Here is a 12,182-nt window from a genome sequence, read left to right as displayed (position 1 = left end):
TATGGAACGCTTATCTATTGATGCCATTATTTCTAAAATAAATAAAGAAGACTGTTTTCATGCTGTTGCAGAGGACTATTCCTTCACAATTAAAATTGATGATTATGTACATTATGCTTGTGCAGCTGTACATGATGGACATCAGTTTAGAAAAGACCTTTGGGACAATTGTATACATACTGAATACGAACGATGGTATGAAGAAGATCCTGAAACCAAACGTATGATTGCATCTCATCCTATTGTTATTGCTGGATGTGATTCTCGTTTTGAATATGACTTAAATAGAGATCCCGATGACGCTGTTTTTGTAACTGCTTGGGGTAAAAAGTTGTGGTATGAGCCACTTTCAGAAAATGAAAAAAATATCAGTTTAAAAAAACATGATAATTTTTATAAAGTTGTACATGCCTTAATTACTAAACTTGAAGCTAAATTTGGAATTGCTATTGTATATGATTTGCATAGTTATAATTGGAAACGTTGGGATAGAGAAGTGCCAACGTGGAATTTAGGAACCTCTAATGTTGATAATGATAGATTTGGAGATGATATAGAGTCTTGGAGACAAAGTTTATCTGAACTAAATTTTCCACATGACATTAAATCAACATCTAAAATCAATGATACTTTTCAAGGTAATGGATATTTCTTGAAATTTATTACGAAAAGCTTTCAAAATACCTTAGTTTTGGCAACCGAAATTGCAAAGGTATATTGTGATGAGTATAAGTATATCATTTATCCTGAGGTTGTTGCAACAGTAGAAGAGCAACTCAAAATACGATTACCACAACACGCGACAAATTTTTATAAAAAGCACACCAAATAATGCCGCAAATAACGAGTACCGAAGAATATCAAGACTTATTTGATATTGATGCTAATCTCAATAGATTGGTTAAGAGTATTGAAGTTCTTAATTATATCAATCCATTAAATATTGAACGTGAAAAAAAACAGTTTTTCTCTTCAAAATATACGTATGATCCTGTTTTTAAGTATCCTAAAATTAAATTTAACGGATATAAGTTACATCGATTATTCTTTTCTCAGCGTTTAGAGCGCATTCAAGATGATGATATCAGGCAATTATATGAAGATGTTATATATGAGTATTCTGGCCTTATAGAATGTATTGAAACTATTAATCAAGGGCGCAAATTTTATTTCAATAGCTTAAAAAGTTTTGGGACGCCAACTGAAAGAGATATAGATAATGCTAAATTCATACTTCGATTTGATGATAGTGATTTTGATGAAGAGATGCTACCAATCTATTCTGCTAGTGATGCTGTAGATTATTTTGAAGAGTACTCAAAACGTTATGATTTTAAGTATCATATTAAATTGTCTACAAACCTATCTGCTGCTGCAATGGTATTAAATAATACGCAAACATTAGTGTTGCGTAAAAATCATAAGTTTAGTAAAAACCAATTAAAGGTATTAACTAATCATGAGATTGGAGTTCATATGGTTACTACTTTCAATGGTTTAGAACAACCTTTAAAAGTCTTTTCTAATGGATTTCCTAATAATGTAGAAACCCAAGAAGGTTTGGCGGTTTATTCTGAGTATATGTCTGGATGTTTAACCATGAAACGTTTAAAAGAATTAGCATATCGCGTTATTGCAGTAGATACGCTTAATAAGGGCTATAGTTTTGCTGATACATTTGATTTGTTGTTTAGTCAATATAAACTGAATAGAGATAAAGCGTTCTCGATTACTTTACGAGTACATAGAGGAGGAGGATTTACAAAAGATCATCAGTATTTATGCGGAATTAAACGTGTATATAATTATGCGAAAGCAGAAGGAGATTTAAATGTATTGCTTACAGGTAAAGTAACATTAGATTATATTGATACAATAAAGAAGTTGCAAACTAAAGGCTTAGCGATTCCTTCTAAGTACTACACAGATGCGTATCTTAATAATGATAATTCTAATAAGAATTTGGATTTTATTTTGAAAAGCCTCAAATAAGAAAGCCTTAAAGCGCAATTATTCTTATCACATCTTAATTATGAAACTCTCTCAGTGTTAGACATGCACTTAGAGAGAACTTGATTCATTCCCAGCTAACAGAAGCTAGGCTCAAGTTGAATAGTTTTGCTTTAAGGCTTTGCATGCTACAAGTTAACCCGTTTATACTTTGGGAACTTGACACTATATGAAAACTTATAAACCACTTTATCATTAGCCGATAAATTAAGTTTCCATTTTAGAATTCCTTTTTTATTGTTGTAGTCTGCAGTACCTATATCTATATCATCAATTTTTATTGCTTTGTTTTGACTTATTGGAATTCTATCTAATAGAATAAGATCTATTGCTACGGATTTATTGTTTTTTAACTCTAATTCATAGTGTTTTGAGATGATTTTATTACTACCTATAAAGGCGTTCTTTTTGTAATCTTTTGGTTGTGTACGTTTCACAACGACGTTTGGATCAACTCCCAATGAGATAGTCAGTTCTTCTGAAGTGCTTTGTGGGTTGATATTTGTCTTTCCAGAATAGCTTCCTTCAAAATAAACGTTAGCTTCAGCTGGTAGGAGGTTGTACTGTTCCCATGCTTTAATTTTAGCAGTTAAAAACACATTTTCATTTAATAAAGGAGCTGCAAAATAAGAGTACGTTGCTGGAACTTTATAGGTTTCAATTTCAATAACTGTGACATCTCCGTCATTAGGAATAGAGTAGGATGCGTTAATCTCGAACCTAGTATTGGTGATACCTTCTTCAATAATATCACCATTAGAAGTATATTCTACAGGTTCTATGTATGGTTTATCATCAAAATCTTCATCAATCATTTGTTGTACTCTATTTTGAAAACCAGGCGAAACAGGCTTTGAAGATGTTCTATATGCCTGCACAACCACTTCGTTAAGAGCAGCAATGTCTTCTTCTAAAGCAACGTTCATCACGCTAGAGTGAATTGGTAATTCTTCAGTTCTATTTCCAACATACGAAAACGCTAATTCTTGTCCGTCAGATATATTCAAGGAGTAGTGTCCATCAAAATCTGTTTGTGTTCCATTTGATGTCCCTTTTACAATGACATTAACACCAGGAAGTGGTAATCCGTCAGAGGCAGAAGTTACTATTCCTGAAATTGTTTTTACTAATGGATTATACTTGTACTTATACCGCTTTGTTGATCTGTTGCTATTGTAATTACTATAGGCGCTAATAAAGTTAAGATACTTAGGGTTGACTTCAGGTTTTACATTGTTGGTGTTTGGATCACTTGTAGATAAAGTTAAATTAACATCATTCCAGTCGTTTCCTGTGTTCTGGTAAATATGAGCTTTATAGACTAATTGTAATGGTGTATCAATTTTTTCAGCTTTGATATCATAAATTGGAAACCATCCAGCTCCAGTAACATTGTACTTTATATTTAGGTTTAAATTAGTAGCCACTTCAGTATTTAACTTGATTTTTATTTCACCAGTTTGAATTCTCTCATCAACATTAAGTTCTTTTAGTTGTTTATTGAGATCAACAATTTCTAAATTGTAGTCAATTTTCAAATTATTTGCTTTATAAATAAGAGTTTTAATTTCTGTGGTTCTTGTTCTGTAGTATGTTGCAAACTTCTTAAGTTTTTCAAGATCAACAACTTCGTTGGAGTTTCCTAAATTTCGATTTTGTGTAATTAAATATAATTCTTCATTATATCCTGCGATTGTTTGATTTTCAATTTCAACGAGATTTTGAAAATCTTTAATTTTATTTTGAATGGATTTAACAGTTTCAGATACATCCTGCTTAACAAGGAAGTTAATACCATATTTGATAGATAGGATAGAGGCGTCATCTAATCCTGAAATTTGAATACTACTTTCTTGAATATTTGGAGATAGCTTATCGAAAATAAATTCAGTGTTTCCTGCAGTAGTTTTTATGTTTGCAGTTCTTTCAATTTGTGCTCCACTAAGATAAACGGTAACATTTTTTAGCGTAGTAGCCTCGTTGTTTATAGTGTTGCCATGGCATAGTGATGATAGCAGTAATAATTTGATTATGAGATGTTTCATGGTTAATGTGCTTTAAATTTGTATTAAAACTACCTTATGATTTTGATTGTGTAAACAATGTTTGAGCGAAGTTGCTAGGCGAATGAGTAAACCGACTATATCATTGAGTTAAAAAAATACAACGTTCTAATTGTGCATCTCATAGATGATTTTTGCATTTCTAATTTTTTGAACAATTTTTTTTGTATTTACACCGATATTTTGATGCAAATTCGTCATGTAGATGTACATTTATACTATAAATAATGTGCTATTAATCAACAATCTATAATTTAGATAATCCCTCTTGATTAAGAATTATTTTAGAGTTAAATTAGTTTTAATTAGTTGTTAATTATCAAAGTCCTTTTTTCCCAAAAGGACTTTTTTTATGCTAAAAACTTAGATTTTAACTCAGGTGTAGGAATCATGCAGGATTCTTTTTTTCCATACCATTTATACCTGTTTTTAGCTATATAATCGTAGATCCAATTTCTTAAAGATGTTGGAATTATAAAAAAAAGAACCAACATGTTTCTTGGAAACCCTAAATGTTTCGCTATTTTCAAGGCTGCGGTAGACTTAGTTGAGAGCCCATTGTCTTGTGAGTAAAGTAATATAGAATCGGTCTTGTGTGTGTCTATTTGATAAGTCTCAATGATTTTTTGCCCAATTGCACTTTGTAAAGGAGCAAACATAAACAGACTGTTCTTATCATGTTTAATAACATATTGAATAGACGAATTGCAAAGATTGCAAACGCCATCAAAAAGAATTAATTGTTTGTGTTTTGGGAGATTTTTATTCACGTTGCAAAGATACAATAACAGTTGAATACGGTAATTAATATTCCGTTAAAACGATTATTTTTTGGCTTCGACTAATTCTAAAAGATCTACACTTACATTAGTTGTGAAAAGACCATAGTTTACAATAGCTTTTCCTTTTTCAAGATTGTCAATGCTTCCAATTGCTTTCCCATCATGCATGCGCACACGATCTCCAATTTTTAAAATTGGTTTTGGTTGTTCTGGTTTAACATCTTTTTTCTTGGCCGATTTTTTATTTTTGCGAATAACGGCGACTTTCTCTTCTGCCTCTTTTTTAATTTGAGTTTGTTTTGCTTTTTCTACTCTTTTTTGTTTAGCTGAAATTTTCTTTCGTTTGGAATTTTCGATTTGAACTAGCTTAAATAGCTCAGCCATTAACTCACGTTTCTTTTTATTATCGAAAAATTTTTCAGAAATATCATTGAATTTTTGCCCAAGATAGATTAAGCGTTGATTTGAATCGTATAATTCCTGAAAGTTTTCTAATTTCTTTTGGACCTTCGCATTAATTTCTTCTAATTTATCAGCTTCAGATTGCTTTTTCTTTTCATTGACTTTAAGAGAGCGCTCTGTTTTTTCTAGCTTGCTGCGTTCTTTTTGAAGCTTGGCAATTGTAGCATCAAATCGCACTTTGCCACGCTCAATTTTCTTTTTTGCACGATTAATTAAACTATAAGGAATCCCATTCTTCTGAGCAACTTCAAAAGTAAAAGAGCTACCAGCTTGTCCTAAAACCAATTTAAACATGGGCTCTAAACTTTTTTCATCAAACATCATATTAGCATTTTGCATATATGGTAATTCGTTAGCAAGCACTTTTAAGTTAGAGTAATGTGTTGTAATGATGCCATAGGCTTCACGATGATAAAATTCTTCTAAAAAAGTTTCAGCAAGTGCACCTCCAAGTTCGGGATCACTTCCTGTACCAAATTCATCAATCAAGAATAGTGTATTCTTGTTGCATTTCCGAAGAAAGAAATTCATTTGTTTCAAACGATAACTGTAGGTGCTTAAATGGTTTTCAATAGATTGGTTATCACCAATATCACTAATGATTCGATGAAATAAACAGACATTGCTTTTTTCATGAACAGGAATTAACAAGCCACTTTGTAGCATCACTTGTAGCAATCCAATGGTTTTAAGTGTGATACTTTTACCTCCAGCATTTGGACCAGAAATGACAATAATTCTATTTTCGGGATGTAACACTATCGATTGCGGAAATGTAGCCTTTCCTTCTGCTTTGTTTGAAAGATAAAGTAGCGGATGGTAGGCATCTTTAATGTTGTATACTTTTTCGTTGTTTAGTTTTGGAAGAATTGCATTTAAAGATTGTGCATATTTGGCTTTTGCATATATGACATCGAGTTTGATAAGAAACTCTTGATATTTTTGCAAAAGAGATGAGTATGGTCTTGTATATTCAGTTAGATGACGAAGAATTTTATCTATTTCTTCACGTTCTTCAAATTCTAAATTATTAAGTTCTCTAGCATACCGAAAGGTTTGTTCAGGTTGTATATATACAATACTACCTGTTTTGCTGCTTCCCATGATACTTCCTTTGACCTTGCGTCTATACATAGCTTTAACAGCTAATACACGCTTGTTTTCTACAACAGATTCTCTAATATCATCTAAATAATCGAGGTTATGATAAGTTTGTAAAGCCGATGTGAAACTTTGATTGATTTTGCCTCTAACAGAATTTATTGTTTGACGTAATTGGTACAGGGTTTCTGTTGCATTGTCTTTTACATCCCCAAAACGATCAATGATGGCATCGATTTCTGTTACTAAATGTAAGACGATATCTAAACTTTCAGAAGATTTGTATAATGCCGGATAGTAGTCTTCAAATTTTTTAAGAAATTTTAATATGTCACTAATTGTGAGTGTTAAAGATGCTATTTTCTTAAAGCTATTTGTGTCTAAATAAGAGTTCTCAATATGTAAAAGTTTAAGCTCTTTTGTGATAGGTTCAAATCCGTGATTTGGAATTCTATTGTCATTATAAAAAGAGGCAACATATTCGTTAGTAAAATGAAGTGACTGTATAACAAGATCGGATGTCGTGTGTGGCTTAATTTTTAAAGCCTCAACGCTACCCAAATTGGTTATACAAAGCTCTGAAATTTGTTGCAAAACTGAGTAAAACTCAATATCCTGTAATGTTTTTTCGTGAATATTAATCATTGACTAATGCACCTCTCATAGTTAAGAGTGCAAAGGTACTTATTAATGATGTAGTAAGGAAATGTTTTAAGACTATGTAAATTAACGTTTTACGCGTTTTCCACTGTCGTCTATGTAATGACATACACAATTATTAGGGCTAAATAAACCTGCACTATGAAGTTTACGTTTGATAAGTTCTGTGGTTTTCATTTTGAAATTATCAAATGGAGTAAACGCGAAATTATTTGAACTAATCGAGACGTCTAAGCCATAAACACAATGCCACCATGTTTGTGGTATGAAGAGCATTTCTCCTGGATTTATAATCGTATAGAGAACATTAGCATCTTTAAAATTTGAGTGTTTTCTTTCGTCAAAATCTTCCATGTTTACATCACTTAGTCTTGAACCCGGTTCATATTTTTTACTTGGATACATATGATCTTTAGATTGTTTTGGGCTTACTAAGAAGACGAGTTTTCGACCCTCAATTAAGGCCAAAATATTGTTTGCCAAACGATCTGTATGCCAACCTGTTAGGGTTCCAGCAGGACCAATCCATAATGAGGTTGAATTTCTAACCGTATTTTTTGAGACCAAAGAAAAATCGACATGTTCTAATAGTTCAGGAAACATTTTTGCAATTGGCATGTTTCCTAGATAGGTTTCGGTATCTGTATTTCTTATTTCATTTAAATAATCTTGAAAAGCACCAAACTGCCAGTTGGTATCATTTTGCCTAATATTTCCTTTATAGGTAAATGTTTCTTTGTCTTTTCCTATTTTTTCAAAATAGTCTAGAGACCACAATTGCATCGCTTTCCAATGCGACATCATATTAGTAATCTTTACTGGTGTGTTTTTTTTGATATGGTTTTCAAAAAAATCACTATGAGAAATTTTATCTATGGTATTGATATCTATAAGATCTTTATTAAGAATACCTTGTACTCGTTCTAATATGTCATTTTCCATAATTGGCAGATGTTTTGCTGGCTAATATACTATATTTGAAAGTACAAATTTATGACATATTTCATATTTTAGACGATAAGAATTTATTTTAGATAAAATGAACGTAAACATAGATAAAAGTTGGAAACATAAATTAACTGATGAGTTTGATAAACCCTATTTTGCTGATTTAGTGCATTTTGTTAAGAAGGAATATACTAATCAACACTGTTTTCCTCCTGGCTCGAAGATTTTTTCTGCTTTTGATTTATGTAGTTTTAATGATCTTAAAGTGGTGCTTATTGGTCAAGATCCATATCATGGTATTGGACAAGCCAATGGTTTGTGTTTTTCGGTAGAAGATGGTATAAAGCACCCACCATCATTGGTTAATATTTTTAAAGAGATAGAGATGGATCTAGGTATTCCATATCCAGTATCGGGAAATTTAGAACGTTGGGCTAAGCAAGGTGTATTATTGCTTAATGCTACTTTAACAGTTAGAGCTCATGAAGCAGGAAGTCACCAAGGTAAAGGGTGGGAGCAATTTACAGATAAGATTATTGAGGTCATTAGTAAAGAAAAACAGGATATTGTATTTTTACTTTGGGGTGGATTTGCAAAGAAGAAGGCTAAATTAATTGATCGAAGCAAACATACGATATTAACCTCAGGGCATCCATCACCTTTAAGTGCGAATAGAGGATATTGGTTTGGTAACAAACATTTTAGTAAGGTGAATGCAGTGTTACATTCTAAGGGAACAGAAAAAATAAATTGGTAATTACATTAACTACCAGTGGGAGCTAATTGGTTAGTAGTAATTTGAGCAGTAGGCTTAACAATTTTTACAGGCTTAGATGGTGTAACTAACACATTATTTTCAGAAGCACTTCTTTTTGTAGTTTTATTACAACTGAAAATCAATAACAAAAAATTTAATGCAACTAAAAACGAAAGGATTAAAGTAATTGTTATCATCATAGTGTAATCATTTTTTTAAGTAGTACGAAAGATTTGGTTTATAAATGTAAGTAATTTTTTGATAAATAGAAAGTTAACACATTTAAATTGTACCGTTACTTATTGACATTCTTAAAATGTACTTGATATATTGTTCAGATAAATAACATGATGATGATGTTTTTTCCTACCCAAAAATCAATTTATTTCTTTAATCAAGCTTTCATAGTCTACTTTTTTTGAAATAATATCTAAACTAAGTAATTTATTTTGAATAGTATCAACAGTATCTTTATCTATCAGGTCTTGTGACCATTCTGTTAAGGATAACCATTCTTGAACATCTTCTAATTTTTGGTCGTATCGGTTAGCAATAGTTTTATCTATACTTGGGATATGCTTAAACTCTTTAGTTGTGTTATTGATAATGTTGAGTATAGTTTTAACATCATCAGTGTGTTCATCTAAAAACGCTTCTCTTACAGCAATTACAAAACATGGCCATGGAGTTGGACAATCTGCTATACGCCTAAAAACACCATCATCAACAATAGGTTTAGTCGTAAATTTCTCCCACATAAAATAATCGGCATCACCATTTGTTAAACCTTCAACGGCACCATTAAGGTTTCGTATGACTTCAAAATTAAGGTCTGTATCTAAATTCCAATTATTGTTTTCAGCATTGATGTAAGCCATGAGATGTGATCCAGAGCCATACCTGCTTATAGCAGCTCTAGTTCCTTTGATATCATTTATGGTTTCAAAATTTGAGTCATCAGCAACATGAATTCCCCATATTAAAGAAGACTGCACGAAGGTTTGAACAATTTTGCTTGGGTTACCATCTATAATATCTTTAATGATTCCTTCAGTTAAAATAACAGCAATATCTATTTCTCCTTCTCGTAATGCTTTATTCATTGCTCCAGTGCCGCCAAAGTAATCTTTCCAACGTAAATTAATACCTTCCTCTTTATATTCTCCATTTTTTAATGTGAGATACCAAGCAAGATTGAAATGCTCTGGAACGCCACCTATATTAATTTTTTTCAATGTAATTTATCTTATATGGTTAATTTAATTCCACAATCTTATCTAATGTGAATATAATCAAATCATTAACTACCTGTTTAGGGTTATTACTAAATTCTCCTGTAGCTCTATTGGCAATTATAGCATTCATAGATAAAGCATGATGCCCTAAAAGGTTTGAAATCCCATAAATACCCGCAGTTTCCATTTCTAAATTAGTAATCGCTTTACCATTATAGTCAAAACTTGCAAGTTTATCATTTAAATCATTGTCTTGAATTGGCAATCGTAAAACCCTTCCTTGTGGTCCATAGAATCCAACATTAGTAGCTGTGAAACCTGTAAATGTTTGTGCATTGGATAAGGCTTTAAATAATCGATCACTACATTTTACAACATATGGATCTGATTTTTTACCAAACCAGTTGGTTTGTCGTTTTAATGCTTCGGAAATTTCAAAATGTTGCACATGAGCACTATCATAAAAATGTAATAAACTATCAAAACCAGCAGCATATTCGCTAACAACAAAAGAGTTGATTGGAATGTGTTTTTGAATAGACCCAGACGTCCCAATTCTAATAATATCCAAAGAAGTAAGCTCAGGTTTTATTTCTCTTGCTTCTAGATCAATATTGACCAAAGCATCTAGTTCATTAAATACAATATCTATATTATCTGTTCCTATTCCAGTAGATAACACAGTAATGCGTTTGCCTTTATAAGTTCCAGTTTGTGTGTGAAATTCGCGTTTATGCGTAGAAAAATCTATAGTGTCAAAATGTGTAGTAACACTATCAACCCGATCAGGATCTCCAACAGTAATGATTGTATTCGAAATATGCTCGGGACGTAAATTGAGGTGATAGACACTTCCGTCTGGATTTAATATTAATTCTGATGCTTTAATTGGCATGAATTATTGTTTTTATAAGTTTATTTTGTTGTTTGTCAAATTTGTAGTCTAAACTGCTTACACCTCCAAAATATATAGAATTACCAATTTCTGTTTGGTAATTGTGTTGATGTTCTAGTGCTAAATGACCTTTTCTATTCAACTTTAAGGTCTCATTTTCTTCAGTAAAAAATATAGATAGTAGATCAATAACACGTTTCAATTGCAAATCACCATATCCATAATAGCCTTGATAATGTAACGTATAACCTACTAAGTGACGTCTAGATGTAATGGTGTTTTCCTTAACAAGTTTTAAAATATTGTATTCGAGAGTACTAATTCCACTACGTGTATCAGGAAAACGTTTAATATGTGCTTTTAGGCAATTACTCATATATTTAAATGATGATGGTCTAGTAATTAGAGGCATCAATTCGTTATGGTCATTACTACAATATATTCTCCATATACGCTTTGCTAGAGCAATATCATCTACAGTTAATTTAGTTCTATTCTCAAAATGATCTTGTAGTTGTTTTGGATTGAGCTCTGCAAGTCCTTTTAGCTCTTTCTCACCTTCAACACGACCGCTGCAAACTAAGTAAATAGGGAGGTAAATTCCTTTTTGTTCTAATAAACTAATCACTGCAATCATATTTATATGACAAAATAGATCATATTCAAACCACAAAATAATCTCAGTATAATTAGAAATATCATCAAGTTTGTTCAACTCGCTAGTCATTTCTTTTTTACTCAAAGTAATATCATAAAATGATTTAAAAAAAGCAGTTCTAGTATTAATAAATGACTCAGAACCAACAGCTTCAATTGCTGGCCCTACACAAAGTGTCTCTTGCCATGTGATGATATTATCATTTGTAGCAATATTTAATTCTAACAGATAATTGGTTAATGAATTTCCGTTGGTAATATGTAATTGCATTTTACTCATCCACCAACTCGTTTAACATTAAATCCTTTGTCTTTTAAAATTTGCATGATTTTATCTCTATAATCTCCTTGAATTATGATTTTATCATTTTTAAAACTGCCTCCAACACTAAGTTTTTGTTTTAACTCTTTAGCTAGTTTTTTAAAATCATCATCAGCGCCAGTATACCCTTCAAGAATCGTAATAGGCTTGCCTTTCCGCTTTTCATATTTACAAATTATTGGTTCATCTTGTAACCATATATCCTTATTTTCTGATGATGAGTTGTCTTCGGAAATATAATCGGAAACATGATCTGGGAAAAGTTGTTTTAATTGATCTTGTAAATCCAT

General features: G+C 31.5%; 12 protein-coding genes. 3 read left to right on the top strand and 9 right to left on the bottom strand.

The window, feature by feature from the left end; translation table 11 throughout:
- Position 1 precedes the first annotated feature (1 nt).
- Positions 2 to 832: an N-formylglutamate amidohydrolase gene (locus ACTU6T_RS14845; RefSeq protein WP_460218981.1), complete on the top strand. Its 831-nt coding sequence runs from the start codon at positions 2 to 4 to the stop codon at positions 830 to 832.
- A complete protein-coding gene (locus ACTU6T_RS14840) occupies positions 832 to 1,992 on the top strand; it encodes a flavohemoglobin expression-modulating QEGLA motif protein (protein ID WP_460218980.1) in 1,161 nt (386 codons plus the stop codon). Before ACTU6T_RS14845 ends, ACTU6T_RS14840 begins: the two co-directional genes overlap by 1 nt.
- Positions 1,993 to 2,138: 146 nt before the next feature.
- Here ACTU6T_RS14840 and ACTU6T_RS14835 read toward each other — a convergent pair whose 3' ends face one another.
- The 4 genes from ACTU6T_RS14835 to ACTU6T_RS14820 all read right to left on the bottom strand — a co-directional run bounded on the left by ACTU6T_RS14835 (position 2,139) and on the right by ACTU6T_RS14820 (position 8,020).
- On the bottom strand, positions 2,139 to 4,055 hold the full coding sequence (locus ACTU6T_RS14835) for a DUF4139 domain-containing protein (protein ID WP_460218979.1): 1,917 nt from the start codon (positions 4,053 to 4,055) through the stop codon (positions 2,139 to 2,141).
- Positions 4,056 to 4,423: 368 nt separating this feature from the next.
- Positions 4,424 to 4,843: a thiol-disulfide oxidoreductase DCC family protein gene (locus ACTU6T_RS14830; RefSeq protein WP_460218978.1), complete on the bottom strand. Its 420-nt coding sequence runs from the start codon at positions 4,841 to 4,843 to the stop codon at positions 4,424 to 4,426.
- 54 nt (positions 4,844 to 4,897) lie between these two features.
- Positions 4,898 to 7,063, bottom strand: a complete 2,166-nt coding sequence (locus ACTU6T_RS14825; protein ID WP_460218977.1) for an endonuclease MutS2 — start codon at positions 7,061 to 7,063, stop codon at positions 4,898 to 4,900.
- A gap of 81 nt (positions 7,064 to 7,144) precedes the next feature.
- On the bottom strand, positions 7,145 to 8,020 hold the full coding sequence (locus ACTU6T_RS14820; protein WP_460218976.1) for a cupin-like domain-containing protein: 876 nt from the start codon (positions 8,018 to 8,020) through the stop codon (positions 7,145 to 7,147).
- A 97-nt stretch (positions 8,021 to 8,117) separates the two neighbouring features.
- Here ACTU6T_RS14820 and ung point away from each other — a divergent pair, with 97 nt between their 5' ends.
- The gene (ung, locus tag ACTU6T_RS14815) at positions 8,118 to 8,783 is read left to right on the top strand and encodes a uracil-DNA glycosylase (protein ID WP_460218975.1); all 666 of its coding nucleotides are present in this window, start codon (positions 8,118 to 8,120) and stop codon (positions 8,781 to 8,783) included.
- A 5-nt stretch (positions 8,784 to 8,788) separates the two neighbouring features.
- Here ung and ACTU6T_RS14810 read toward each other — a convergent pair whose 3' ends face one another.
- The 5 genes from ACTU6T_RS14810 to ACTU6T_RS14790 all read right to left on the bottom strand — a co-directional run bounded on the left by ACTU6T_RS14810 (position 8,789) and on the right by ACTU6T_RS14790 (position 12,182).
- Positions 8,789 to 8,983, bottom strand: coding sequence for a hypothetical protein (locus tag ACTU6T_RS14810; protein ID WP_460218974.1), 195 nt, complete (start codon positions 8,981 to 8,983; stop codon positions 8,789 to 8,791).
- A 177-nt stretch (positions 8,984 to 9,160) separates the two neighbouring features.
- Positions 9,161 to 10,018: a substrate-binding domain-containing protein gene (locus ACTU6T_RS14805; protein WP_460218973.1), complete on the bottom strand. Its 858-nt coding sequence runs from the start codon at positions 10,016 to 10,018 to the stop codon at positions 9,161 to 9,163.
- A 19-nt stretch (positions 10,019 to 10,037) separates the two neighbouring features.
- A complete protein-coding gene (locus ACTU6T_RS14800; protein ID WP_460218972.1) occupies positions 10,038 to 10,913 on the bottom strand; it encodes a nucleoside phosphorylase in 876 nt (291 codons plus the stop codon).
- The gene (locus ACTU6T_RS14795) at positions 10,903 to 11,850 is read right to left on the bottom strand and encodes a DUF1835 domain-containing protein (RefSeq protein ID WP_460218971.1); all 948 of its coding nucleotides are present in this window, start codon (positions 11,848 to 11,850) and stop codon (positions 10,903 to 10,905) included. Before ACTU6T_RS14795 ends, ACTU6T_RS14800 begins: the two co-directional genes overlap by 11 nt.
- Positions 11,847 to 12,182, bottom strand: coding sequence for a translation initiation factor (locus ACTU6T_RS14790; RefSeq protein WP_460218970.1), 336 nt, complete (start codon positions 12,180 to 12,182; stop codon positions 11,847 to 11,849). The genes ACTU6T_RS14795 and ACTU6T_RS14790 overlap by 4 nt, the downstream gene beginning before the upstream one ends.

The sequence above is a fragment of the Psychroserpens citreus genome (genome assembly GCF_055686305.1).
This window is presented reverse-complemented; position numbering and strand designations above follow the sequence as displayed.

What these genes read in the sequence shown, in the direction of transcription:
- ACTU6T_RS14845 (WP_460218981.1), top strand. Translation starts at nt 2, where the DNA reads ATGGAACGCTTATCTATTGATGCCATTATTTCTAAAATAAATAAAGAA.
- ACTU6T_RS14840 (WP_460218980.1), top strand. Translation starts at nt 832, where the DNA reads ATGCCGCAAATAACGAGTACCGAAGAATATCAAGACTTATTTGATATT.
- ACTU6T_RS14835 (WP_460218979.1), bottom strand. Translation starts at nt 4,055, where the DNA reads ATGAAACATCTCATAATCAAATTATTACTGCTATCATCACTATGCCAT.
- ACTU6T_RS14825 (WP_460218977.1), bottom strand. Translation starts at nt 7,063, where the DNA reads ATGATTAATATTCACGAAAAAACATTACAGGATATTGAGTTTTACTCA.
- ACTU6T_RS14820 (WP_460218976.1), bottom strand. Translation starts at nt 8,020, where the DNA reads ATGGAAAATGACATATTAGAACGAGTACAAGGTATTCTTAATAAAGAT.
- ung (WP_460218975.1), top strand. Translation starts at nt 8,118, where the DNA reads ATGAACGTAAACATAGATAAAAGTTGGAAACATAAATTAACTGATGAG.
- ACTU6T_RS14810 (WP_460218974.1), bottom strand. Translation starts at nt 8,983, where the DNA reads ATGATGATAACAATTACTTTAATCCTTTCGTTTTTAGTTGCATTAAAT.
- ACTU6T_RS14800 (WP_460218972.1), bottom strand. Translation starts at nt 10,913, where the DNA reads ATGCCAATTAAAGCATCAGAATTAATATTAAATCCAGACGGAAGTGTC.
- ACTU6T_RS14795 (WP_460218971.1), bottom strand. Translation starts at nt 11,850, where the DNA reads ATGAGTAAAATGCAATTACATATTACCAACGGAAATTCATTAACCAAT.
- ACTU6T_RS14790 (WP_460218970.1), bottom strand. Translation starts at nt 12,182, where the DNA reads ATGGATTTACAAGATCAATTAAAACAACTTTTCCCAGATCATGTTTCC.